Below are 24,583 nucleotides of genomic sequence, written 5' to 3'. Positions count from 1 at the left end.
AACGGGTCGCGGGGGTGCGTGGGGTCAGCCCTTGACCGCGCCGGCGGCGAAGCCCGAGGTGACATGGCGCTGGAGCGCCAGGAACACCACGAGTGCCGGGGCGGCGAAGAGGGTCGAGGCGGCCATGGTGGCGCCCCAGTCGGTGCCGAACACGTTCTGGAACGAGGACAGCCACACGGGCAGGGTGCGGTTGTCCTGCTGCTTGATGATCAGGAAGTTGGCGTACGTGAACTCGTTCCAGGCGGTGATGTAGCCGAACAGCGAGGTGGCCATCAGACCCGGTGCGAGCAGCGGGAACGCGATGTGCCGGAACGCGCCGGGCCGGGTGCAGCCGTCGACCTGTGCGGACTCCTCCAGCTCCGGAGGGATCGTGTCGATGAAGCCGCGCAGGACGATGAGGGTGAAGGGCAGCGTCATCATGAAGTAGACGAGGGTCAGGGTCGGCAGCCGGTCGAGCATGTCGGTGTCCCGGGAGATGATGTAGACCGGGATGATCAGCGACTCCCAGGGCGCCATCTGGGCGATGAAGACCATGAGCACGAACTGCCGGCGCCCCTTCCACCTCATCCGGGCGACCGCGTAGGCGGCGCCGAGCGCGATGACGAGGGCGAGCACGACGGCGCTCAGTGTGACGAGGATGCTGTTGCGCCAGAACAGACCGAAGCCGTCGGCGCCGACGGCCGTGCGGAAGTGGTCCAGCGTCCAACTCCGTGGGAGGAACCGGGGGTTGTCGGACTGGATGTCGCGGCTCGGGGTGAACGCGGTGGCGACCATCCAGTAGACCGGGAACAGGCAGACCACGACCGTGACGACGGCGGCGGCGTTCAGAGGGATGCGGCGTACGCGGGGCCGGGTCGTGCTCATGAGAGCTCGTCCTCCTGGCGGAACATCTGGCGGAAGTAGAGGACGAGCACGCCCGACATCAGCACGACGGTGACCATGGAGGCCGCCGAGCCGAGGTCGTAGCGCTGGCTCGACAGGGCGGTCTGCACCGCGTACACGGGCAGGATCGTGGTCGCGTCGCCCGGCCCGCCGTTGGTCATCACCCAGATCTGGACGAACGCCTTGAAGGTCCAGATCACTTCGAGCGAGAGCACCAGCATGAAGATCGGCCGGACGATCGGAAGGGTGATGGAGCGGAATATCCGCGGCCCCGACGCCCCGTCCAGCCGGGCCGACTCGTACAGCTCGGTGGGCACCGTGGTGAGGGCCGAGTAGAGGGTGATCGCCGCGAACGGCACGGACTGCCACACGATCAGGGCGACCAGGATGGCGAACGCGGCCGGTCCGTGCGCGAACCAGGGGTAGCGGTCGAAGGACTCGAACCCCAGGTCCGTCAGGACCGCGTTGACGATGCCGAACTCCGAGTGGAACAGCCACTGGAAGACGGTGGTCGCCGCGATGACGGGCATCGCCCAGGTCAGCACCAGCGCGCTGAGGACCGCGATCCGGCCGAACCGGCCGAGCCGCTCGATCATCAGCGCCACCAGCGTGGACAGCACCATGATCAGTACGACGTTGACCGCCATGAAGAGGAAGGTGCGGCGCACGACCTCCCAGAAGCGGCTGTCGCCGAGCAGCGTCTCGTAGTTCTTGAGCCCGACGAAACGCGCGTCGCCCAGGATGAGTTGACGCAGTCCGAAGTCCTGCAGCGAGATCACGACGGCGCGGATCAGGGGATAGACGAGCAGGTAGAGCGTGCCGAGGACGGCGGGTGCGATCAGGACGTACGGCCAGATCCCGCGGCCGCCGTCCTTCGACGGGCCGCGCCGTCCCGGGCCGGTGGTGCGCCGGGGTCGGGAGGTGCTCGGTGGGGGGTGGGGCGCGGTCTGCTCTCGGACGGCCGACACGGCACTCTTCCTCCGGTGCGTTGGCGGTTCCGGTGCGGTTCCGGTGAGTTGGCGGTCAGGAGCCGGAGTTCATCGCCGTGGTGATGGCGTCGGACGCGGTGGCGGCTTCCTTCTCGGGGTCGCCCCCGGTGAGAACGGCCGTCATGTAGTCCTTGATCGGGTTCTTGGCCTCGACGGCGGCCCAGCCCGGTGTGTTGGGCGTGGCATGGCCTTCGGCGGCGCCGACCGCCATGGCCGAGGCACCCGGGTCGGAGGCGACCGCGTCGGCCAGGGTCGTCTTGTTCGGGACGTAGCTCATGGCGACGGCCAGCTTCTTCTGCCAGGCGTCGCCGGTGAGTTCCCTGATGAACGTGTAGGCCGCGTCCTGCTTGGCGGAAGCCGTCGGGATGACGAGGTCGGAGCCACCGGTGAAGACGGCACCCGGTGTCCCGGCGGTCTTCCCCGGGATCGGGAAGAAGCCGAGTTTGCCCTTCAGTTCGGGGTTGTTCTCGATGACGACGTTGGCGCCGCCGGGAGTCGAGATGACCTGGGCGACCTTCCCCTTGGCCATGACGTCCGCCTGCGGAGGGCTGTCCTCGTCGGAGTCCTTGGGGCCCTTGCCGAGTGCCTGGAGCTTCTCGTAGAACTCCATGCCGCGGATCGCCTCGGGGGTGTCGAGGTTGCCCTGCCACTTGCCGCCCGACTCGGTGGCGAGGTCGCCGCCCTCGTCCCAGACGAAGCCCGCGAGGGCGTACCACATCTGACCGGGCAGATAGATGCCCTGCGTGTCACCGGAGTTGAGCTTCCTGGTGGCGGCGATCCACTGGTCGCGCGTCTTGATCGCGGCCGGGTCGACGCCCGCCTCCTTGAAGAGGTCGGTGCGGTAGATGATCACGCGGTTGGCGGCGTAGTACGGGATGCCGTACTGCTTGCCCTCGTAGGCGCCCGGCTCGGCGAGGCCCTTGAGCCAGTCCTTCCCGCCGAGTTCGTCGACCTTGTCGCTGAGGTCGAGCAGCCCACCGCTCTGCGCGAACTGGGCGACCTGGGTGTTGCCCGTCTCGATCACGTCCGGTGCGTCACTGCTGGCGAGGGCCGCGGTGACCTTCTCGCCGATGCCGTCCCACTCCTGGATCTGCACCTTGACCTCGATGTCCGGGTGAGCGGTCTCGAAGCCCTTGACGAAGTCCTTCTGGAACTCGGCCGAGACGCTGTCGCGCATCAGCCAGACATCGATGGTGGTGCTCCCGCCGGAACTGCCGTCGGAGTCGTCGGAGGAACTGCTGCAGGCACTCAGCCCGGCGGTCATCACAAGCACGGACACACCGGCAAACAAGCGGAGCTTCACGGTTCACCTCTGGAGGACATGACCCAACCACCTGACCAGTGAAGCCCACTGGACAGCTCACCTCTTGATGCGGGGATGAAACTGGCATAGACCAATGTGTGGCGTCAACCCCCTGCGCTGACCGGGTTTTTGACGCCTTGACCGGCCAGGAGCTGGGCGATCACCGTTCGGAAGCGGTTACACTTCGCCCCACCAGGAGGGCAGTTGCGTGTGACCACTGGTCAACTGGTAAACCGGCTGGCGCGCATGAGGGGGCACGGCATGAAGGAAGACGCACCGGGCGCGGTGCTCAAGCGGGAGCGGGTTCGCGACTTCATCCTCGATCTCGTCGAGTCGCACCGCCCGGGTGACGCGATCCCCTCCGAGCGCGCCCTCTGCGCCCGCCTGGGCGTGTCCCGTCCGACCCTGCGCGCGGCGGTCGACGAACTCGTCGCCGCGGGGCTTCTGGTGCGGGAACACGGGCGAGGCATGTTCGTGGCACCCGAGAAGATCACCCAGGAACTCGTCTCCGGCCAGCAGACCATGACGGCGCCTCTCGCCTCCGGAGCCTGGTCGAGCCGCCTGCTGGAGTTCACCACCTTCGCGGCCGGCGCGCGCGTGGGCCGCAAGCTGCGTATCTCACCCGCCGCCGAGATCGTGTACGTGGCACGGCTGCGCCTGGTCGACGGCGCCCCGATGGCCATCGAGCATCTGCACATCAGGGCCGATCTGGTCCCCACCCTGTCCGCCCAGGAGCTGGAGGCCGGCGACCTCTACGAGCACCTGCGCGAACAGCACGGCGTGCACGTCCAGGAGGCGGTGCAGGCGATCGAGCCGACCGTCGTCACCCGGGCCGAGGCCGAGCTGCTCGACGTGCCCGAGCTGTCGCCGGCGCTGCTCTTCGAGCGGCTCACCTCGGACACCACGGGGCAGCCCGTCGAATACGTCCACTCGATCTACCGCGGCGACCGCTACCGCATCGTCTCCAGGCTCACCCTCGACCCCTCGGCCACGGCGCCGCCGGCCGGGCTCGGACACCATCCCGGCATCCCCCCGGGCGACTTCGCACACCGGGACACCATCGCTTCCTCCACGCGGGGGGACATCCAGTCGGCACCGTGAGCCCGCCGGGCTCTCCCGGCCGGCTCTCCCGGCGGGTTCGACTCGTAGGCGGAGCGCGGGCCATGCGGGCGCCGGGGGCTCACATACTCGGCCGCCGGTTGGGCCTTCGCGCCGTGGTCCCGGGCTACGCAGCCGTCGCGTCGGCCGGCTCCGGTTCGTTCGCCGGTGTGCCCGTGGGCTGCTGCGGTCCTCGGGCGAGGACGTAGGCGAAGAGGGTGGTCATGACGGCGACCCCTGCCCACATGGCGTTCTGCCAGCCGTCGACGAACGACTCCTGCGCGGCACGGGCCAGCGCCTGCGCCTGGGGGCCGGCCAGGTGCGCGGCGTCGAGGGCGTTGGCGACACCTTCGCGCGCGGTGTCGGCCGGGCCCTCGGGAACGCCGGCGAGCCGGGAGTCGATGGCGCTCCGGTAACCCGCGGACAGAAGTGCTCCGAGCAGGGCGACGCCCAGCGCGGTGCCGAACTCACGGGTGACGTCGTTGAGCGCGGACGCGACACCCTGGCGCTCCCGCGGGAGGGCGCTGGTGATGGCCTCGGTGGACGGCGTCATCGACAGGCCCATTCCGACGCCCATGGCGAGCATCCCGGGAAGGACGGACAGATAGCCGCCGTCGACGGAGACGATGGCAGCCATGAGCGCCAGACCGGCACCGGCCAGAAGGATGCCGGTGGCCATGGTCGCCCGGGGGCCGATACGCGCGGCCAGCCGCGGGGCGAGGCCGGAGGCCATCATCATCATGACGGCCATGGGCATCAGCGCCAGCGTGGACAGCAGCCCCGACCAGCCGAGAACGGCCTGGAAGAACGGGAAGAGGACCACGAAGATGCCCGCCTGGACCCCGAAGACCACCAGAAGCGTGATCGAGCCCCCGGCCAGACCGCGCTCGCGGAACAGGCGTACGTCCAGGAGTGCGGCATCCCTACGGCGCAGTTCCCAGGTCACGAACCCGATGGCGGCGATCGCTCCGACGACCAGGCCGACCAGGGTCGCGGGGGCGGTCCAGCCTCGCTCGGGACCTTCCTGGAGGACGAAGATGAGCCCGACCACCGCGACGACGGACGTCAGCGCGCCGACGGTGTCGAAAGCGTGCCCGGACCTCTCGCGGGAGTTGGGGACGGACCGCAATGTCATGGCGAGGGCGACGACGACGAGTGCGATGGGCAGGACGAACAGCCACCGCCAGCTCACCGCGTCGACCAGCGCGGCCGAGAGGAACATGCCCAGGATGCCGCCACCGCCGGCCACACCGGTCCACACGCCGATCGCCCGTCCCCGTTCCTCCTTGGGGAAGGTCGAGGTGATGACGGCGAGGGTGATCGGCATGATCATCGCCGCGCCCACTCCGCTGAGCAGCCGAGCGGCGAGCATGATCTCGGTCGACTGGGCCAGGCCCGCCACCGCACTCGCGACGCCGAACACCGTCAGGCCGCTGAGCAGCATGGGCTTGCGGCCGAAGCGGTCGCCGATCGCGCCCAGCGGCAACAGGAGCGCGGCCAGGCTCAGCGTGTAGATGTTGATGATCCACAGGACCGTGCTCTGGGAGGCGTCGAAGGCGACGGCGAGGTCGGGCTGGGCGACATTGAGCCCGGACACCGACGCGATGACGGCCATCAGCGCGACACAGACGGCGATCAGGATCGTGCGACGTTGACGAGCGTCGGGTACGACCTCGTGCGGGGCGCGGGCGCCGCTTGGGTCGGGGCTCGCTTCGGGAGCCTGGTTCGTACTCATGGATTCCTCGGGATTCTTCTCAAGAGGGCATGCGGGCATGAGCCCGGCAGGGCATGCGGACATCGGCGCCGGAGCGCCAAGGGTGATGGGTGACAGGAGTGGGCCCAGTCCTTGCGGGCCGCGGGGCCGGACACGAACGACGCTAAGCGCTTCTTGCTGTGCGGGCATACGATGTTGCCTATGACGCAAGACAATGGCGAGCTGGACAGCCTGGTGCGCAAACGCATCCGCGCCCTCCGCGTGGCACAGGGCTGGTCCCTGGAGGAGCTGGCCACCCGCGCCCAGGTCAGCCAGTCCACGCTCAGCCGCATCGAGACCGGTCAGCGCCGCCTGGCCCTGGACCAGCTCGTCACCCTGGCCCGCGCCCTGGACACCTCCCTCGACCAGCTGGTCGAGACGGCCACGGACGACGTCGTCTCCAACCCGATGATCGACGCGGCCCACGGGCTGATGCGCTGGCTCATCAAGGCGGAGCCCGGCATGACCGTCGTACGCCAGCGCATGACCGATCCGCCGCCCGACAATCCCTCGCGGATGCGCGCCCACCCGGGCCGCGAATGGCTCGTCGTGCTCTCCGGCACCGCGATCCTGCTGCTGGGCAACCGGCGCCTGCGGATCGAGACGAACCAGGCGGCGGAGTTCACCACGATGCTGCCGCACGCCATCGGCGCCGAGGGCGGACCGTGCGAGATCCTCGGCATCTTCGACCGCGATGCCCGTCGCGGGCACCAGCGCGGCGAGGACGCGGGGAAGGCGAACCGCTCGTCTCCGTCACTGTGACGGTGGCTCTGGCTCTGGCGGTGGCGGTGGCGGTGGCCGTTTGCGTGTCCCGCAGTTCAGCGGGTCATCGTCTTGCGCATTCCGGAAACCACCAGGTCACACGCGAACGGCCCGCCTAGCTTGGCCGCATGAGCCACCCCTCCCCGCACACAGCGCACCATGTCCACGAGCACGAGCACGAGCACGGCGCAGGCGACCACTCGGAGATCCTCGACCTGGATGCGGAAGTACTCGCCGAACACATCGCGTCCATCACCGCCTGGCTGCCCGTCGGGACGGGCCCCCGCCGCATCGTGGATCTGGGCTGCGGAACCGGAGCCGGCAGCCTCGCCCTGCTCGATCGCTTTCCCGGGGCGGAGGTGACGGCGGTCGACGTCTCGGCCGCCCACCTGCGGCGCCTGTCGGCGAAAGCAGACGCAGCCGGAGCGGGCGGCCGCCTGCGCGTCGTGCAGGCCGACCTCGACGCGACGGCGTGGCCCGGCCTCGGCACGCCGGAGCTGGTCTGGGCATCGGCCTCCATGCACCACATGTCCGACCCCGACCGCACCCTGCGCCAGGTCCACGACCTGCTCGCACCGGGCGGACTGTTCGCCGTCGTCGAACTGGCGGGCTTCCCACGGTTCCTGCCCGCGGGTGCCCCCAAAGAGGCTCCCGGCCTTGAGGAGCGCTGCCATGCCGTACTCGACCACCACCACGCCGAGCAGGTACCCCACCGCGGCGCCGACTGGGGAACCAAGCTGACGGAAGCGGGCTTCACAGTCGAGGGCGAACGCACCGTCACGGTCGACATCGGCCAGGCCCACACCGACGCGGTGGGCCGCTACGCGCTCGGCGGTCTGCGCCGCATGCGCGTCAGGGCGGCGTCCGCCCTGACGTCCGAGGACCTGACCGCTCTCGATCAGCTCCTCGACATCGACGGCCCGCACAGCGTCCTGCGCCGCACCGACCTCGGCGTGCGCACCGAGCGCACGGTGTGGGCAGCACGCCGCACCTGACCTCACGGTCCCGGAGTCGGCCGGGGGCGGGGAGGCGAGTGTCCTAGTCGGCCGACCGGCGGGCGTGGTCCGGCAGGAGGGCGCCGACGCGGTCGTATCCCTCGACGGCGACGGTTGTCCCCGGCGCGATCTCCGTGAAGCCCGCGTCGCGCACCAGCGGAAGTCCGCTCGTGGTGAGCTCGGCCCACCGGGCGGGATCGGCGGTGCGGACCGTGAGGGGGAAGCCCGCCTCGCGCCAGGCCGTGCGCTCCTCGTCCGACAGCTCCCACCAGGCCAGTTGGGCGCCGTGGCCCGCCTGGGCCATCGACTTGCCGGCCGACATCTCCAGGTCCGGGTTCATCCAGAGCACGGGCGCCGCCGGGTCGGCGTCTCCCGGCGGCTCCGGGTCGTCCAGGTCCGTGCCGGAGACCTGGAGACGCGCCAGGTCCTTGGGCCAGCCGTCGAGCGGGACCGGCGGGAAGACCCGGACCTCGGCCGACTTTCCGGTGACGGTGAGGCCGGGCAGCGCCTCGGCCCGCCGCCACTCGGCGCCGCGCGCCCGCCGGACGACCTTGCGGATCCGGGCGTCCTGCCAGTCCCGCATCGCCTGCGCCCACTCCCCGTCCCCCAGCGACCGCTCGTCGCCGAGCATCACCAGGACGGCACGGGCCGCGGTCTCCAGCGCGTCCGTACGCCCCGGCGGTTCGTTCCGCTCGATACGGACGACCAGGGGCAGCACGTACTGCGGTGCCTCGTCGCGGGCGGTCCGCTCATGCCGGAAGGGGCTGTCCTGCGGGGTGTTCCCGGCGTCGGCACCGGAGGCTGTCGTCTGGTCGCTGCTCACGTCCTCCAGTCTGCCAGGCGGAAGATCGGTTCCTCGGAACGGTGCCTGGGGACGGTTCCGCCGAGGAATCCCCTGACCGGTTCCTCCGACCGGCCCCTCTGGCCGGTTCCTCTGCGCTCGCGCGAACGTCCGCGCGAGGATGGGGCGCATGAATCGCGAGTTGCTGCTGGAGAGCGTCGGCCGCCGGTACGGTCGCGGGGGCGCCCCATGGGTGCTGCGCGGCGTCGACCTCACGCTGGCCCCGGGCACCCTGACGCGGATCGAGGGCGCCAACGGCACCGGCAAGTCGACCCTGTTGCGCCTGCTCGCCGGGATCGACGCCCCCACCGAGGGCCGCGTCACGGGCCGCCCCCGCACCGCGTACGTCCCCGAGCGCTTCCCGGCCGCCCTCCCCTTCACCGCGGCCGGCTATCTCATCCACCTCGGCAGCGTCCACGGCCTGTCCCGTGGGGAGGCCGCCCGGGCCGCCGTCGAGTGGCTGGAACGGCTGGGCGCCGTCGAGTACGCCCGTACGCCCATGTCTGAACTCTCCAAGGGCAGCAGCCAGAAGGTCGCGATCGCCCAGGCCCTGCTCGCCGAACCGGAACTCCTCGTCCTCGACGAGGCATGGACCGGCCTCGACACCGCCGCCCGTACGGAACTGGAGCGGGCGGTGCTGGAGCGCAGGGCCGCGGGCGGCACGGTGGTGTTCGTCGACCACGACCCGCGACGGCTGGCGGGGGCACCGGACGTGACGTACGCGGTCATGGACGGCAACGTCCGTACGGTCGAGGGGAGTTCGGCGCAGAGGGAGGAGACGTACGTGGTGGTCGAGGTACAGGGGCCGCCGGACGCCGAGCCGCCCGCGGAGGCGACCCGCTTGGCGGTCTCCGTCGAGGAGCCCGGCCCTGGACCTGGCCCCGGCCCCGCCCTCGGAAGGCTCCGCCTCACCGTCCCCGAGACGCACTCGGACACCCTGCTCAGGACTCTGCTGACGGCCCGACCGGCGTGGCATGTGGTGAGCGTTGGGGAGGAGTCACCCGCGGTCGTGGTACTGCCAACAGTCCCTGCCGCTAAGGCTGTTGAGGCCGCCGCCGATGTCGACGCCGAGGTCCGTTCATGACCGCGCTCCTCCGCTATCAGGCCGCGCTCCTGCTGCGCTCCCAGCGCTGGCTGCCGCCGGTCATCCTGTACGCGGCGGTTCTGGGGATCGGCGTCCAGACCGGCCAGCCGGTGCTGGACTCGCTCGGTTACGCGGCCGCCGCCGTGCTCCCCGTCGCGGCCTGGCTCGTACGGATCTGCGCCACCAACGAGCCGCCCGCCGCCCGGAGTTGTGTGGGTGCGGCGGCCGGGCCCGCGCGGGCTCATCTCGCCTGTCTGCTCGTCGCGTTCGGGGCGGCGGCGTTGCTCGGGGTGGTGGCGACGGTCGTCGTGAGCGTGGTCAGCGATCCGGCGAGCACGGACCACCGGACGCCCGTGCCCGTCGTACCGGCGGGCGGCGCCGGGCTGCTGGCCGCGCTCGTCTGCGCCCTGCTCGGCACGGCTGTCGGAGCCCTTACGACCCGGCCGCTGCTGCGGTCGACCGGGCGGGCGGTCCCGGCGATGCTGCTCGCGGCGGTGCTGGCGCTGGTGGTGACGGGGTCACCGGCCCGTGTGGCGGTCACCGAGCTGGTGACGGGGTCGCAGGCGGGGGTCGTACCGGCGCCGGTGTTGCCGTTGTTCGTCGCCGGCGCGATGGCGGCGGGGGCCGTCGCCGTGGCCTGCGCGCTCACCACTCGCCGAGGCTGATCAACCGGCCTGGTTGATCGGCCTCACCCGGAGCAGGCCGTGCGTTGGGCCTCCTGCCACTCGCAGACGGGGCACAGGGTGATGCCCTTCTGGGACTCCGGGTACTCCGTGGGCTTCTGGCAGAGGACGCACTCGGCGACGCCCTCCGGGGGGAGGCCGGTGGGTGAGGTGCCGGCCGGTGGGGGCTGGTCGCGCAGTTCCCCGCGCCCCTCACGGGGCGCGGGGTGCTCGGTGTCCGAATGGTCGCTCATGACTTCAGGGTAGGCGCGCCCCCTCACGCCGCGTCGAGCCGTGCCTGTTCCTCCGCGGACAGCTTCAGTTCCGCCGCCGCGACCGAGTCGCGGATGGTTTCGGGGCGGGAGGAGCCCGGGATCGGGATCACCACCGGTGCCTTCGCGAGCATCCAGGCCAGGCAGACCTGCTGCGGGCTCACGCCGTGGGCCCGGGCCACGTCCGCGAACGCGGCGTACCGCGAACCCAGCGCGCCGGCGTTCGAGATGCCGCCCAGCGGGCTCCACGGCAGGAACGCGATGCCCAGTTCCGCGCAGAGCTCCAACTCGGGCTCGCTGGAACGGAAGGCCGGCGAGAACTGGTTCTGCACGCTGACCAGCCGGCCGCCGAGGATCTCGTTGGCCAGCCGGATCCGGTCGGGACTGGCGTTGGAGATACCCGCGAAGCGGATCTTGCCCGCGTCCAGCAGATCGCGGATCGCGCCGACCGACTCGTCGTAGGGGACGCGCGGGTCGGGCCGGTGGAACTGGTAGAGCCCGATGGCCTCGACTCCGAGCCGCTCCAGCGACGCGTCGCAGGCCTTCTTCAGGTACTCCGGCGAGCCGTTCAGCGTCCAGGAGCCGTCGCCCGGACGCAGATGACCGCCCTTCGTCGCGATCAGCACGTCCGAGGTGTCGCCGCCGTACTCGGCCACCGCGCGGGCGATCAGCGACTCGTTGTGACCGACCTCGTTGCTGTCCCGGTGATAGGCGTCCGCGGTGTCGATCAGCGTCACGCCGGCCTCCAGCGCGGCGTGGACGGTCGCGACCGAACGCTGCTCGTCGGGGCGCCCCTCGATGGACATCGGCATACCGCCCAGACCGATAGCTCCGACCTGGACGTCACCGACGGTGCGTGTCTGCATGGAGGTTCCTCCTGGGGGGTTCATTCGGTACGCCCCAGCCTCCACCGTCACCTTTTAGCCGTCCAACAAGAGAATCCGATCGCTTTCAGCGGTGACGGTGATGAATCCGGTCGGGGTGGGACCCGCTGTCCGTGTCCCACCCCTCCCGTCGGCCGAGCCGCCTGCCCGGCGGGCGCGGAGCTACCTCCGCCAGGGGCCCGTCACCGCGAACGTCGTCCCGGGCGTGTAGCAGTTCACGTACATCGTCCTGCCGTCCGGCGAGAACGTGACGCCCGCGAACTCACCCCACTCCGGTTCCTCCGGCGTGCCGATGTTCTGCCGGTTGCGGGCCATCGCGTACACCTCGCCGCGCCGCGTCACGCCGTACACGTGCTGTACGCCCCCGCCGTCCTCGCAGACCATCAGGCCGCCGCTGGGCGCGAGGCAGATGTTGTCGGGGGATTCGCCGGGCAGCTGTACGTCGGTGTCGGGGCCGAAGACGATCACCAGGGTGAGCCGGCGGGCGTCGGGGTCGTACCGCCAGATCTGGCCGAAGTGGTCCGCGGCCGAACCCTCGCTGCTGTGGGCGAACGACGAGACGAAGTAGACCGACCTGCCGCCCCAGTAGCAGCCCTCCAGCTTCTGGGCGTGCGTGATGCCCTTGGGGCCGAAGTCCTGGAAGCGGATGGCGGTTTGGGCGGCGAGCGGGTCCGGGACGTCCACCCACTCGACACGGTCGAAGGTCGCGCCCGTCTCCTGGATCGAGGAGAGATCCGGTACGTCCGGTACACGCATCGCCTGGAGCCGGCCGCCCGCGCGGAGTGAACCGCGGCCGCCCTCGGGCTTGTTGGGCAGGAAACGGTAGAAGAGACCGAAGGGCCTCTCGAAGGCGTCCTCGGTCTCGTAGACGATGCCGCGCTTCGGGTCGACAGCGATCGCCTCGTGCTGGAAGCGGCCCATCGCGGTGAGGGGCACCGCGCCCGTGCGGTGCGGATGCGCCGGGTCGACCTCGAAGATGAAGCCGTGGTCCTTGGTGTAGCCGTTCGTGCCGGCCTTGTCCTCGGTCTCCTCGCAGGTGAGCCAGGTTCCCCAAGGGGTGGGCCCGCCCGCGCAGTTGACGGCCGTACCGGCGATCGCGACCCGCTCGTCGAGCACGTTTCCGCGGGAGTCGACCGTCAGCGACGTACAGCCGCCCTTGCCCATCGGGTCGTAGGTGAGGCCCTCGATGGTCGGGACCGGGATACGGCCGGTGTTGCGGTTCTCGTGGTTGCGGACCAGGTGGACCACACGGCCACCGTGTCTGTCGCCGGAGCCGGAGCCGGACCGCCCGGCGAACGCGGCCATGCCGTCGTGGTTGCTCGGCACCCGGCCCTCGCCGGAGCGCAGTTGGTCGCCCTCGCGGGAGAGCACCCGGTAGCGGAAACCCTCGGGCAGATCCAGCAGGCCGTCCGGGTCGGGGACCAGGGGGCCGTATCCGGTGTGGCCCAGCGCGGTGGCCGTGCCGGTGAAGAGCTCCGACATGGCTCCTGTGAACGCGATGCCCACTCCCAGGGCACCGGAGCGGGCGAGCACCTCGCGTCGTGTTGCGGACATGGGGCAGCCTTCCTGTTGGCGGACAGGAGAATGTGACCCGCCTGTGTGTATCACGCAGCAACAGACACGTGAACCACGCGCGTAGCGTGGCGTTCTCACGCAGCGTCAGATGACCCGGATGGCGGGGGAGTTGGGCCGTGCAGTTCGTTCGGCTGCTGGGCCCGCTCCAGGAACCGCAGCAGCTCCACCGGGAAGGGCAGCACGAGCGTCGAGTTCTTCTCGGCGGCGACCGCCACCACGGTCTGCAGCAGCCGGAGTTGGAGCGCGGCGGGCTGTTCGGACATCACCCCGGCGGCCTCCGCCAGCTTCTTCGACGCCTGGAGTTCCGCGTCGGCGTTGATGATCCGCGCCCGTCGCTCACGGTCGGCCTCCGCCTGCCGGGCCATCGACCGTTTCATCGTCTCCGGCAGCGACACGTCCTTGATCTCGACGCGGTCGATGGACACGCCCCAGTCCACGGCCGGGCTGTCGATCATCAGCTCCAGGCCCTGGTTGAGCTTCTCGCGGTTGGACAGGAGGTCGTCGAGGTCGCTCTTGCCGATGATCGAGCGCAGAGACGTCTGCGCCATCTGCGAGACCGCGAAGCGGTAGTCCTCGACCCGGATGATCGCGTTCGACGCGTCGACCACCTTGAAGTAGACGACCGCGTCCACGCGCACCGTCACGTTGTCCCGGGTGATGCCCTCCTGCGCGGGCACCGGCATCGTCACGATCTGCATGTTCACCTTGTGCAGCCGGTCGACCCCGGGGACCACCAGCGTGAACCCCGGAGGGCGCGGCTCTCCGCGCAGGCGCCCGAGCCGGAGGACCACTCCGCGTTCGTACTGCTTGACGATCCGTGCCGCCGCCGCGACATAGACGACCCCGGCGGAGGCGACCGTCGCCGCCGCGATCAGAAGCTCTTCGACCATGACGACCCCCTGCCTTCCACACCTTCTGCCGATCAGGTCGCCGCTTATGTGGCTAATTCAACGATACGCCCGGGTTCCGGCAACGGATCGGCCCGGGGCTCTGTCGAGCCCCGGGCCGATCGTGCCTGCTCAGGGGGTTACGGGGGACTGCGGGAGGTGGCTAGGGAGCCGTGACCTTCACCGGCTCCGTGCCCGTCGCACTGTGCCGCTCGGCCCAGTTCTCCAGGGCCGTCCGGCACGCGTGGTCCAGGTGGTGCAGCCCCGACAGGTCCAGCTCGACCGGCCGGTCCTGGGGCAGCGCCTCCAGGTTGTCGAGGATCTTCGGCAGCCGCAGGAAGGTGGCGTTGCCCGACAGATACGCCTGCACGGGGCCCGCCCCCTTGTCGATGACCTCCAGCTTGAGGTGCGACGCCTCCCAGGCCGTCTTGGCGACCGCGAGGGCGAGCCCGATCAGGACACCCTCGAACATGCTGATCGCGACGATCGACACGGCCGTGACGACCAGGATCAGTGCCTCGCCCCGGTGCTCGCGCCACAGCGACACGATCCCGCGCAGCGGAATCAGCTTCCAGCCCGCGTGCACCAGGATGCCCGCGAGGGCCGGCAGCGGAATGTAGGCGAGCACGGCCGGCAGCAGCGCCGCGAACAGCAGCAGCCACAGGCCGTGCATGACCCGGGACGCCTTCGTCCGCGCGCCCGCCTGCACGTTCGCCGCGCTGCGCACGATCACCGCGGTCATCGGCAGCGCGCCGAGCAGCCCGCAGACCGTGTTGCCCGCGCCCTGCGCCATCAGCTCCTTGTCGTACTCGGTACGCGGTCCGTCGTGCAGCCGGTCCACGGCGGCGGCGCTGAACAGCGACTCCGCCGAGGCGATCAGCACGAAGGCCACCACCGTGCCGAGCACGCCGACGCTCGCCAGCTCGCCGACGGACTCGAAGCCCGGCAGCTGGATCGAGTCGAGCAGACCCTTCACCTCGACGGTCGCCACGGGCAGGCCGAACGCGAGCGTCACGAGCGTGGCCAGCGCGACCGCGCCGAGCGCCCCCGGGACCGTACGCACCTTCTTCGGCAGGTGCTTCCAGAGCACCAGCACCGCGATGGTGCCGGCTCCGAGGCCGAACGAGGCCAGTGCCTCGGCGGACCCGGCGGAGTCGGCGATCAGTCCCGGCAGTCCGGCCAGCTTGCCCAGCCCCGAGGCGGGCGCCTCCGCGCCCGCCACCGAGTAGAGCTGCCCGGCGATCAGGACGAGCCCGATCCCGGCCAGCATGCCCTCGACGACGGCCACCGAGATGGCCCGGAAGTAGCGCCCCAACTTCAGGGCGCCCATGGCGAGTTGGATGAGACCCGTGGCCAGCACGATGACTCCGAGCACGGCCAGTCCGTACTCGGACACCGCCTCGAAGACCAGCACGGTCAGACCAGCGGCCGGGCCCGACACCTGCAGACTGCTGCCGGGCAGCAGACCGGTGACGAGGCCGCCCACGATGCCGGTGACCAGGCCGAGTTCGGCGGGCACGCCCGACGCCACCGCCACGCCCACGCACAACGGCAGGGCGACGAGGAAGACGACGAGCGAGGCGGCGAAGTCCTGCCGCAGATGGGGGAACTTCATTCGGTTGCTTGTACTCGTTCGGTTGCTTGTGGGGGTGCCCATCGCGTTGCTCACAGCCCCTTGAAGGAGTCGGTGTGCACGTCGTGCTCCAGTACGGAGCCGGTGTGCACCTCGTAGAACCAGCCGCGCAGGCGGAGTTGACCATGCGTCAGACGCCGTGCCACGCACGGGTAGGAGCGCAGTCGCAGGAGCTGGGTGAGTATGTGGCTCTGCACCGCCTCGGTGACGGCCGGGTCCCCGACGGCGCCTTCGGGCCGGGGAGTGGAGTGCGCGAGCCAGTCGCGTACGGCGGGTACGGCGGTCAGGTCGTCGCCGCGTACCAGCGCGCCGACGGCACCGCAGTGGGAGTGGCCGCAGACGACGATGTCCGTGACCCCGAGCACCTCCACCGCGTACTCGATGGTGGCCGCCTCGCTGGTGGGCTGTGCGGATGTGTGCGGGGGGACGATGTTGCCCGCCGTGCGCAGTTCGAAGAGTTCACCGGGCCGGGCTCCGGTGATCAGGGCCGGGACGACCCGGGAGTCGGAGCAGGTGATGAACAGGACCTGCGGGGACTGGCCTTCGGCGAGACGGGCGAACTCCTCCGGGCGGTCCTCGGACTGCTTGCGGAAGGAGCGTGCGTGATCGATGAGGGGCTGCATGTGTCAGTTCCTCCTGGCGCGCCACAGGGCGCGTCGGTGTACAAAACGGAGCGCATGCGGGTACGGCGACATGACCCCACGTCGACGCGCTCGGCGGACGTGGCGTGGTGAGGGTGGGTCAGGTCGGAGTCGCTTCGTGCCCGGTGGGGGTCGGGTCAGCAGCGGAACACTTGAAGTGCCGCCGCGGAATGGGCTGTCGACGATCTCGTCGTACGGTGGTGCGCCGCGGGAGCGGCGAGGTGCGACGGGTCGTCGTGATGGGTCGCGGGGTCCTTGCAGAGCAGTGGACGCGCGGGTGACTGGGGGACGTGGTCCGCGACGCGGATCCGGTCACGGGTCCGCAGGGGACCCGTCGGGCTGCCCGGGTGCAGGGCCTCGCCACAGGTGACGAACTCGGCCTTGCTCTTGGGCCCCGTGACAGGTGCCGTGTGCGCGGAAGCGAACGCCGAAGCCGGGGCGGAGAGTTGCAGGGCGAGCAGGACGGCGGCGAGAACGGTGAACAGGGTCCGGGCCGTCGTACCTCGTAACATGCGCCTCCTCTCGGCCGGCTTCGGGTCAAGTGCTCTCACGTCAACATGAACGTTAACGGGTGAAGTTGTTTGCAGGGTTAACTTAACGTTTCACCCTGAAGAGAGCCTGAAGTGGGCCGAAGAGCATCGCAAGCAGGCCGGAAACCGGCTGGGGAACGGCGGTTGGATCAGCCCTTCCCGAGGTCCTTCACGAAGCCCTTCGCGTCCCGACGAGGTCCTTCGCGTCCCGCGCGAGCGCCGTGAGCCGGGAGATCGCGCGGAAGTACTTCTTGCGGTAGCCGCCGTTCAGCATCTCCTCGCTGAACAGCCGGTCGAAGGGCATCCCCGAGGCGAGTACCGGCACCTCGCGGTCGTACAGACGGTCGGCGAGCACGACGAGCCGCAGCGCGGTCGACTGGTCCGGGACCGGCTTGACGTCCGTGAGGCAGACTGCCGTGATCCCGTCGGTCAGCGCGCCGTACCGGCTGGGGTGGACCCGGGCCAGATGGTCGAGCAGATGCGGGAAGTCGTCGAGCGAGGCCCCCGGTGTCGCGTACGCGGCCTTGGCGACCTGCTCGTCGGAGTACGGGTCCGGGGCCTCGGGCAGTCCGCGGTGGCGGTAGTCCTCGCCGTCGATGCGCAGCGACCGGAAGTGCGCCGACAGGCCCTGGATCTCGCGCAGGAAGTCGACCGAGGCGAACCGGCCCTCGCCGAGCTTGCCCGGCAGCGTGTTGGAGGTCGCGGCCAGTGCCACACCCGCCTCGACAAGCCGGCCGAGCAGGCTGGACACGAGGACGGTGTCGCCGGGGTCGTCGAGTTCGAACTCGTCGATGCAGAGCAGCCGGTGGCCGCTCAGTGTCTGCACGGTCTGCTGGAAGCCGAGGGCGCCGACCAGGTTCGTCAGCTCCACGAACGTGCCGAAGGCCTTGAGGGAGGGCTCGGCGGGGGTCGCGTGCCAGAGGGAGGCGAGCAGGTGCGTCTTGCCGACGCCGTAGCCGCCGTCGAGGTAGACACCGCGGGGGCCGGCCGGGGTCTTCGCCGCCTTCTTCCCGAAGCCGAGAAAACCGCGTTTGCCGGAGCCGGCGGTCTGCGCCCCGCCGAGCCCCGCCGCGAAGGCGTCCAGGACGTGGACGGCCTCGGTCTGGCTGGGCTGGTTCGGGTCCGGAATGTACGTATCGAAGCGGACCGAGTCGAACCGCGGCGGCGGCACCATCTCGGCGACCAGCCGATCCGCGGGAACACGCGGCTCACGGGCACACAGGGACGACGGGGCCGCGTCGGCTATGGAACCGAGACCGGGGGCAGAGGGGGAGGTCGACACGGTTCCCCACTCTAGGGCCTGTCGTCAAAGGTGGCGTCGTCCGCCCGGAGGGCGGGCCTCGCGGCGCCTGGTGCGTGCGATCGCAAGGCGCCGCGAGGCAGACGTCACCTTTGACGACAGGCCCTGAGGGCCGTGCCAGACTGCACGACATGCGACGCCTGTTCCCTGTGACCGACGAGACAGCAGCCCGGGACTCGGGTGGGGGCCCTGGCATGGAGGGGGCGGACCGCGAGTGGGCCCTGGAGGAGTTGGCGGAGGCTTATGCCTATCCGTCGTCGGCTTCGCCGGATGCCTCGGGGCGCGCGGGGGCCGCTGAGCCGCGGCCCTGGCTGCGGGCCAACATGGTGTCGACGCTCGACGGAGCCGCCCAGCACGACGGGCGTTCGCAGCCCATTTCCAGCGCCGCCGACATGCGGATCTTCGGTACGTTGCGGGCGCTCGCGGACGCCGTGGTGGTGGGTGCGGAAACGGTACGCCAGGAGGGTTACCGCCCGGCACGCGCGCGGGAGGACTTCGCCGCGCTCCGCGAGGCGGCGGGTCAGGGCCCGGCCCCGGCGATCGCGGTGGTCAGCGCGAGCCTGGACCTGGACTTCTCGCTGCCGCTCTTCACCTCGCCCCTGGTCCCCACGCTCGTGCTCACGGGCGCCGCGGCGGCCCCCGACCGGATCGCCGCCGCCGAGAAGGCCGGCGCGCAGGTCGTGATCGCCGGGGACGGCATGGGCGTGGACCCGGCCCGGGCCGTACGGGAACTCGCCGAGCGGGGCCTGTACCGGCTCCTGACCGAGGGCGGGCCCCGGCTGCTCGGCCAGCTGGTCGCGGCCGGCGTACTCGACGAGCTCTGTCTGACGGTGTCCCCGATGCTCACCGCGGGCGACGCCCAACGCATCGCGGGAGGCCCTCCGGTGGCCGTGCCGAGGCGCTTCGAGCTGACGTCTCTGCTGGAGGAGGCCGGGTTCCTGTTCAGCCGTTACCGTCGGACCTGACCAAATAGACGGAATCATCCGTTCCGTTTGGCTTTCGCTGGGCACACTAAATCTCGCAGTCCCCGTGCGGTTACGGGGCAGGATGGTTTCCGCAGGGGCCTACGGACGGCCCACGGATGAGAAGGGCGCCTGTCGTGTTCACAAGCGTACTGATGATCGAGAAGGCCCTGACGTCCGCGGACGTGGAGTTCGTCACCAGCTTGCACGGTGACGAGGAAGTCGCCTTCCATGTGCTGCTCCAGCCCCGCGGCGACCAGGCCGACCGGCTGCTGCGGGCCATCGACGACGTGGCGCTCGGCGAGCTGGACGAGGCGGCGCGCGAGCGGGAGACGCCCGAGGGCGAGGAGGCCGTCGGCCAGGGGCAGAAGGCCCTGGAGGTGTCGCTGGTGGCGTTGCGGGCGGCGGGCAGCGGGGCGGAGGGGCGGCTGATCGAGGATCATCCGCTGGACGCGCTCAAGGGGCTCGTGGACGAGATCGACGCGGATGAGGTCATCGTGCTGACCGATCCTCATTACGTGGAGGAGTTCTTCCACCGGGACTGGGCCTCGCGGGCTCGGCACAAGGTGGGGGTGCCGGTGTTGAAGCTGTTCTCGCACAGCAAGTCGTGACATAGGGCTCCCGATGGGTGCGTGAGTTTCGGCCGCGGGTGCGTGGGGGCCGGTCGCGCAGTTCCCCGCGCCCCTGAGGGGGCGCGGGGTGCCGCAGCCAATAGGCTGGGCGTGCTCACCGACCTACCCGAATCCTGGGAGTAACACCTATGGCACCCGGTCTTCCCACCGCCATGGACCGACCGCACTTCATCGGCATCGGCGGTGCCGGGATGTCGGGGATCGCGAAGATCCTCGCGCAGCGCGGGGCGCAGGTCGCGGGCAGTGACGCGAAGGAGTCCGCGACCGCCGAGGCCCTGCGCGCGCTGGGGGCGACGGTGCACATCGGCCACGCGGCCGGGCATCTCGCCGACGACGCGACCTGCGTGGTCGTGTCGTCCGCGATCCGCGCCGACAACCCGGAGCTGGCCCGCGCCGCCGAGCTGGGCATCCCGGTCGTCCACCGCTCGGACGCCCTCGCCCGCCTGATGGACGGGCTGCGGCCGATCGCGGTCGCGGGCACGCACGGCAAGACGACCACGACGTCGATGCTGGCCGTGTCCCTGTCGACCCTGGGCCTGAACCCCTCGTACGCGATCGGCGGCGACCTCGACGCCCCCGGCTCCAACGCCCTGCACGGCGAGGGCGAGATCTTCGTCGCCGAGGCGGACGAGTCGGACCGCAGCTTCCACAAGTACGCGCCCGAGGTGGCGATCGTGCTGAACGTGGAGCTGGACCACCATGCCAACTACGCGTCCATGGACGAGATCTACGAGTCCTTCGAGACGTTCGCGGGCAGGATCGTGCCCGGCGGCACGCTGGTGATCACCGCGGACCACGAGGGCGCGCGGGAGCTGACGCGGCGGCTGTCGGACGACGTGAGGGTGGTGACGTACGGCGAGTCGGAGGACGCGGACGTGCGTGTGCTGTCCGTGGTCGCCCAGGGGCTGAAGAGCGAGGTGACCGTCGAGCTGGACGGCTCGCCGCTCACCTTCGCCGTCTCGGTCCCGGGCCGTCACTACGCGCACAACGCGGTGGCGGCACTGGCGGCGGGCGCGGCGCTCGGCATCCCGGCGGCGGAGCTGGCCCCGGCCATCGCCTCGTACACGGGTGTGAAGCGGCGGCTCCAGCTGAAGGGCGAGGCGGCGGGCGTGCAGGTCATCGACTCGTACGCGCACCACCCGACGGAGATGACCGCGGACCTGGAGGCGATGCGGGCGGCCGCCGGTGACGCCCGCATCCTGGTCGTCTTCCAGCCGCACCTGTTCTCCCGTACCCAGGAGCTGGGCAAGGAGATGGGGGAGTCCCTGGCCCTGGCGGACGCCTCGGTCGTGCTGGACATCTACCCGGCCCGCGAGGACCCGATCCCGGGCGTCACGAGCGAGCTGATCATCGAGGCGGCCCGGGGCGCGGGCGCGGACGTGACGCCGGTGAAGGACAAGGCGGACGTGCCCGCGGTGGTGGCGGGAATGGCGAAGCCCGGTGATCTCGTTCTCACCATGGGCGCGGGTGACGTGACGGACCTCGGACCCGAGATCCTGACCCGCCTGTCGAAGTAGCCGTACCTGTAGTGAGGGGTTGAGCTTCATGTCGTACGACATCGAAAAGCCGGACGAGCAGTGGCGCGCGGAGCTGAACCCGGCCGAGTACGCGGTCCTGCGCCAGGCCGGCACGGAGCCGGCGTTCAAGGGCGAGTACACCGACACCAAGACGAAGGGCGTGTACTCCTGTCGCGCCTGCGGCGCCGAGCTCTTCACCTCCACCGAGAAGTTCGAGTCGCACTGCGGCTGGCCGTCCTTCTACGACCCGAAGGAGTCCGACGCGGTCGAGCTGATCGCCGACCGGTCGCACGGAATGGTGCGCACGGAGGTGCGGTGCGCCCGCTGCGGTTCGCATCTCGGCCATGTGTTCGAGGGTGAGGGGTATCCGACCCCCACCGACCAGCGGTACTGCATCAACAGCGTCTCGCTGCGGCTCACGCCGGACGAGGGCTGACCGCAACCGGCTGACGACGGACTAAAGGATGCCCGCGTGGAGAGTTCTGCGCGGGCATCCTTGCGCATCGCCGAACCCGCGTGTGTCAGGAGGATGCGGCGCGGGAAAACCGCTCCCCTTCTTTGCGCCGCGACTGACCCGGACGTGGACTGATCCCGACATACGGCCTGATGCTCCGCTTTCTCGGGTCGGGACATATGACATCCGGGCTTTTGGGCGGACGCGCTGGCCCGAATGAGGCCCCGGGCGTCCGAAAATTGCCGGGTTGAATCTCGGGAGTGCCCTGCCGGCCTGTTCTGAGGGGAGCCGCCAGGCGTAAACCGTCTTGTTGTCGCGCGGGTGCCGTGCGTCTGCGCGAGGGTCTTGGAAGTGGGGCGCGCGCCACCTGTCGGTATTTCTGCGCGCGGTCGGCGCGAGCGAGTCATCGGGTTCCTCGGCGTGGAATCCAGAACCGGCCGGAGAGTCCGAACCGCCCTTGTCCCCAAGTGGCTTGCCGGTGCCCAGGTCGATGGCGTCCATCCGGGGCGCCCGGCTGCCGGCATGCGACTCCCGCTGGGGCCGGCACCACTGCCCCTACCCGCGCGTACCTGCGCCCCTGGCGGCGCCCACCGTTGTGCATCGCATGGCACAAGCGCCACTGTGACTGCTTGAGTCGCAGATGTTCCGAATCCCTTCCACTTCGGGACCGGAAGGGATGCCTTTTCGTTCGAAAGCGAACGTGGCCGGCGAGTGGTTTCGGGGGAATCCCGTGCTCTCCGGCGCCCCTCATGAATAATGTGAACAAGAGTTCTCTTAAGTCCGTGAGGGTGTTGGGGCGGGGCGAAATGATCGTAATGAAAATTCCGCCAGAGGGGCGTCGTATCGCTTCCCGCTGTGCCATCATGATGCACCTCGGGGGCGAGTGCTTCTGACTGGCGCACGCGCGGATGGGGATCCAGTGCGGCGTCCAGGGGGATCAAGCGGCAGAACGGTGAAGGGGATCGGTATGCCGCAGCGGGGAGAGTCGTCCAATGGGGGAATCCTTTATTGATCAGGCCTGCCCTGTGTGCAGAACTCCCGCACAGAATGAGGAGTTCTGTGAGGTCTGCCGCTGGCGGCTCCATGACGACCCGGTCCTGGGGGAGCTGACCTCGGAGGACGTCCAGCGTGCCCGGTCGGCGATCGAGGCGGCCGGACATGCCTGGGACGTGCGGGCGGCGCGGCTGTCGACGGGAATCGCGGACCGCGGGCCCGGCGTCGTCGGCGATCGGCTCGCGGCCGTGATCAGGGGAGGGCCGCCGAGGCCCGGGGAAAAACACAAAGACGATTCCCGGGATTCGTCGGTGAAGTCGGCGGGACCTGGTTCCGACGCAATCCCCATGGAATATCGAGACGTTATCGACAATCTGTTTGGTCATCGCGCCAAGGAGTTACTCTTCATCGAATTCACGCCCGATGAAGTGGGCATGATCAAGGTGTCGATCGGAGAAGGAGGAATACCCCGGCAGGTCGATGCGGGAAGCGCCAAGTGGATTTCCGTGGCGCCGATACTCGACAGCCACGAAGATATACGCAGATTTCAGCTCGCCGGTGGTGTCGGCACCCTGCAGCCGGTCTCCCGCGCGGAATTCGACACGACGGTCCTGCACTGGCTCAAGGCGTACATCCCGCCCTCGTACGAGCACTCCGTCGTGCTGCTGACGTCACGTTCCGGATGGGGCCTGCTGGAGCGGGCGGCCGACGCCGTGCGCACCGCGTACCCTCTGCGGGCCGAACTCCGGCGCGGCGGTGCGGTCGCCGCCCAGGGCACGACCGCCGACGCCGTGCGCGAGGTGCTGCGCACCGCGCCCCTGCTCGTCGACCACATCCTCGTACTGGCCCTCGCCGACCACGACACCGGCGCGGTGGCCACGTACCACCACACACTCTTTCCCGCGGGCATCCGCCTCGGACGCGGAGAGACGGCCACCGCCGAGGTCACCGTGCACGGCGGGATCGGCGGCGGCGAGCCTCTGAAGCTCCCGGTGTTCGTGGGGCGGCCCGCGCCCGACGGCAGCGGCGCCCTGCCCGTCGCCCTGCACGAGGCACCCGTTGGCGCGCTGGAGCAGGTCCGGCTGAGATTCGTGCTGCGCGGCCCCGGCGAGGTCGAACTCGCCGACACCCGCAGCGGCGTGCCGCGTGCCGGCCATGGCGCCGTCGCCGCCGAGGTGTCCGCCCTGCTCACCCGCCTGCCCCACCGCATCCTGCGCCCGCCGGCCCTGGAACTCCACTTCACCGTCGAACTCAGCGGCGCGGAGCGGACGGAGACCGAGGAACGCCTGGCGTTCGTCCGGGACCTCGTCCTCGCACTGGCCCGGCACGACGAGACCGGCACGGCCGTCCGCACCGGCGCGGTCGGCCACTACGACCACCAGATCCATGAGAGCAGTCACACCCCCCGCGGCATGACCGTGCTGCCCCCGATCCCGGCCGGTTCACCCGCCGCCACTCTCGCGGCTCTGGCCGGCTGGCGGCCCGCCCGGCGAGGCCAGGATCTGGCGTCCTCGCTCGAGGACGCGCTGGGCGCCGTCCGCGCCGGCGGCGAGCCGGGCGCTCGCAGGGAGGACGTACGGCGGGTCCTCCTGGTCGTGGCGCGCCGGCCACCCGCGCAGCCCAAGCAGCACGGCATCCACCCGGCCTGTCCGCTCGGCGCCGACTGGCGCACCGAGCTGGGCCGGCTGCGCGCCGCCGGGGTGCGGGTGATCACCCGGGCCGACCCCGTGACCGGCCCACCGCAGCACGACGGTCCGGGCCTCGCGGCTCGCCGCTATGCCGAAGAGGCCTGGGCCGAGCTCTCCGCCGAGGGCTCCTTCCACCCCGGCAGGGACTCCGCTGCCGACGTGGCCGGGGCGCTCACCCCGCCCTGGCGCCTCGAAGGCCCGCCCTGCCGCCTGGCCTTCGCGACACCACTGATCTGAATTTCCGTT

Annotated in this window: 23 protein-coding genes; 10 read left to right on the top strand and 13 right to left on the bottom strand. The window is 70.5% G+C overall.

All coding sequences use genetic code 11. From position 1 onward, the window contains the following. Positions 1 to 24: 24 nt before the first annotated feature. The 3 genes from JEQ17_RS12480 to JEQ17_RS12470 are packed head-to-tail and all read right to left on the bottom strand — an operon-like array spanning position 25 to position 3,174. Positions 25 to 864, bottom strand: coding sequence for a carbohydrate ABC transporter permease (locus JEQ17_RS12480; RefSeq protein ID WP_200395331.1), 840 nt, complete (start codon positions 862 to 864; stop codon positions 25 to 27). After that, positions 861 to 1,850, bottom strand: coding sequence for a carbohydrate ABC transporter permease (locus JEQ17_RS12475; protein ID WP_200395330.1), 990 nt, complete (start codon positions 1,848 to 1,850; stop codon positions 861 to 863). The genes JEQ17_RS12480 and JEQ17_RS12475 overlap by 4 nt, the downstream gene beginning before the upstream one ends. A gap of 55 nt (positions 1,851 to 1,905) precedes the next feature. Next, the gene (locus tag JEQ17_RS12470; RefSeq protein WP_234048171.1) at positions 1,906 to 3,174 is read right to left on the bottom strand and encodes an extracellular solute-binding protein; all 1,269 of its coding nucleotides are present in this window, start codon (positions 3,172 to 3,174) and stop codon (positions 1,906 to 1,908) included. A gap of 261 nt (positions 3,175 to 3,435) precedes the next feature. Between JEQ17_RS12470 and JEQ17_RS12465 the strand changes: the two genes are divergently transcribed. Further along, entirely contained in the window at positions 3,436 to 4,275 is an 840-nt protein-coding gene (locus JEQ17_RS12465) for a GntR family transcriptional regulator (protein WP_200395329.1), read from the top strand. 124 nt (positions 4,276 to 4,399) lie between these two features. Here the strand turns inward: JEQ17_RS12465 and JEQ17_RS12460 are convergent, their stop codons facing one another. Continuing rightward, a complete protein-coding gene (locus JEQ17_RS12460) occupies positions 4,400 to 6,007 on the bottom strand; it encodes an MFS transporter (protein WP_200395328.1) in 1,608 nt (535 codons plus the stop codon). Between the two features lie 180 nt (positions 6,008 to 6,187). Between JEQ17_RS12460 and JEQ17_RS12455 the strand changes: the two genes are divergently transcribed. Beyond that, a complete protein-coding gene (locus JEQ17_RS12455) occupies positions 6,188 to 6,787 on the top strand; it encodes a helix-turn-helix domain-containing protein (protein WP_200395327.1) in 600 nt (199 codons plus the stop codon). Between the two features lie 128 nt (positions 6,788 to 6,915). Then, the gene (locus JEQ17_RS12450) at positions 6,916 to 7,782 is read left to right on the top strand and encodes a class I SAM-dependent methyltransferase (protein ID WP_200395326.1); all 867 of its coding nucleotides are present in this window, start codon (positions 6,916 to 6,918) and stop codon (positions 7,780 to 7,782) included. Between the two features lie 43 nt (positions 7,783 to 7,825). Here the strand turns inward: JEQ17_RS12450 and JEQ17_RS12445 are convergent, their stop codons facing one another. Further along, complete coding sequence (locus JEQ17_RS12445; protein ID WP_234048170.1) at positions 7,826 to 8,605, bottom strand: peptidyl-tRNA hydrolase; 780 nt, start codon at positions 8,603 to 8,605, stop codon at positions 7,826 to 7,828. A 148-nt stretch (positions 8,606 to 8,753) separates the two neighbouring features. On the opposite strand from JEQ17_RS12445, the gene JEQ17_RS12440 reads away from it, so the two are divergent. Together JEQ17_RS12440 and JEQ17_RS12435 are read left to right on the top strand one after the other, a co-directional pair. Then, complete coding sequence (locus JEQ17_RS12440; protein WP_200395325.1) at positions 8,754 to 9,707, top strand: ABC transporter ATP-binding protein; 954 nt, start codon at positions 8,754 to 8,756, stop codon at positions 9,705 to 9,707. Next, a complete protein-coding gene (locus JEQ17_RS12435; RefSeq protein ID WP_200395324.1) occupies positions 9,704 to 10,372 on the top strand; it encodes an ABC transporter in 669 nt (222 codons plus the stop codon). The genes JEQ17_RS12440 and JEQ17_RS12435 overlap by 4 nt, the downstream gene beginning before the upstream one ends. Positions 10,373 to 10,395: 23 nt before the next feature. Here the strand turns inward: JEQ17_RS12435 and JEQ17_RS12430 are convergent, their stop codons facing one another. From JEQ17_RS12430 to zapE, 8 genes are all read right to left on the bottom strand, one after another. Further along, on the bottom strand, positions 10,396 to 10,623 hold the full coding sequence (locus tag JEQ17_RS12430; RefSeq protein ID WP_200402111.1) for a hypothetical protein: 228 nt from the start codon (positions 10,621 to 10,623) through the stop codon (positions 10,396 to 10,398). Positions 10,624 to 10,646: 23 nt separating this feature from the next. Next, entirely contained in the window at positions 10,647 to 11,507 is an 861-nt protein-coding gene (locus JEQ17_RS12425) for an aldo/keto reductase (protein ID WP_200395323.1), read from the bottom strand. 180 nt (positions 11,508 to 11,687) lie between these two features. Next, the gene (locus JEQ17_RS12420) at positions 11,688 to 13,079 is read right to left on the bottom strand and encodes a PhoX family protein (RefSeq protein ID WP_200395322.1); all 1,392 of its coding nucleotides are present in this window, start codon (positions 13,077 to 13,079) and stop codon (positions 11,688 to 11,690) included. 95 nt (positions 13,080 to 13,174) lie between these two features. Beyond that, positions 13,175 to 13,990: a slipin family protein gene (locus JEQ17_RS12415; protein ID WP_200395321.1), complete on the bottom strand. Its 816-nt coding sequence runs from the start codon at positions 13,988 to 13,990 to the stop codon at positions 13,175 to 13,177. A 160-nt stretch (positions 13,991 to 14,150) separates the two neighbouring features. Next, positions 14,151 to 15,602, bottom strand: coding sequence for a SulP family inorganic anion transporter (locus JEQ17_RS12410; RefSeq protein ID WP_234048169.1), 1,452 nt, complete (start codon positions 15,600 to 15,602; stop codon positions 14,151 to 14,153). 50 nt (positions 15,603 to 15,652) lie between these two features. Beyond that, on the bottom strand, positions 15,653 to 16,243 hold the full coding sequence (locus JEQ17_RS12405) for a carbonic anhydrase (RefSeq protein ID WP_200395319.1): 591 nt from the start codon (positions 16,241 to 16,243) through the stop codon (positions 15,653 to 15,655). Between the two features lie 155 nt (positions 16,244 to 16,398). Then, positions 16,399 to 16,773 carry a hypothetical protein gene (locus JEQ17_RS12400; RefSeq protein ID WP_200395318.1) on the bottom strand — a complete coding sequence of 125 codons (375 nt, stop codon included), beginning with the start codon at positions 16,771 to 16,773 and terminating at the stop codon, positions 16,399 to 16,401. A gap of 187 nt (positions 16,774 to 16,960) precedes the next feature. Then, on the bottom strand, positions 16,961 to 18,073 hold the full coding sequence (zapE, locus tag JEQ17_RS12395) for a cell division protein ZapE (RefSeq protein WP_200395317.1): 1,113 nt from the start codon (positions 18,071 to 18,073) through the stop codon (positions 16,961 to 16,963). Positions 18,074 to 18,222: 149 nt separating this feature from the next. Here zapE and JEQ17_RS12390 point away from each other — a divergent pair, with 149 nt between their 5' ends. The 5 genes from JEQ17_RS12390 (at position 18,223) to JEQ17_RS12370 (ending at position 24,574) form a co-directional block, all read left to right on the top strand. Then, the gene (locus JEQ17_RS12390; protein ID WP_200395316.1) at positions 18,223 to 19,056 is read left to right on the top strand and encodes a pyrimidine reductase family protein; all 834 of its coding nucleotides are present in this window, start codon (positions 18,223 to 18,225) and stop codon (positions 19,054 to 19,056) included. A 134-nt stretch (positions 19,057 to 19,190) separates the two neighbouring features. After that, positions 19,191 to 19,664, top strand: coding sequence for an indole-3-glycerol phosphate synthase (locus JEQ17_RS12385; RefSeq protein ID WP_200395315.1), 474 nt, complete (start codon positions 19,191 to 19,193; stop codon positions 19,662 to 19,664). Positions 19,665 to 19,813: 149 nt separating this feature from the next. Next, positions 19,814 to 21,202 carry a UDP-N-acetylmuramate--L-alanine ligase gene (murC, locus tag JEQ17_RS12380; protein ID WP_200395314.1) on the top strand — a complete coding sequence of 463 codons (1,389 nt, stop codon included), beginning with the start codon at positions 19,814 to 19,816 and terminating at the stop codon, positions 21,200 to 21,202. A gap of 28 nt (positions 21,203 to 21,230) precedes the next feature. Beyond that, positions 21,231 to 21,638, top strand: a complete 408-nt coding sequence (gene msrB / locus JEQ17_RS12375; RefSeq protein ID WP_200395313.1) for a peptide-methionine (R)-S-oxide reductase MsrB — start codon at positions 21,231 to 21,233, stop codon at positions 21,636 to 21,638. Positions 21,639 to 23,083: 1,445 nt separating this feature from the next. Beyond that, positions 23,084 to 24,574: a hypothetical protein gene (locus JEQ17_RS12370; protein ID WP_234048168.1), complete on the top strand. Its 1,491-nt coding sequence runs from the start codon at positions 23,084 to 23,086 to the stop codon at positions 24,572 to 24,574. The last annotated feature ends 9 nt before the right edge of the window (positions 24,575 to 24,583 follow it).

The sequence above is a fragment of the Streptomyces liliifuscus genome, from assembly GCF_016598615.1.
Lineage (GTDB): Bacteria > Actinomycetota > Actinomycetes > Streptomycetales > Streptomycetaceae > Streptomyces > Streptomyces liliifuscus.
Note: the sequence above shows the minus strand (reverse complement) of the source record. Positions and strands in the feature narration are given on the sequence as shown.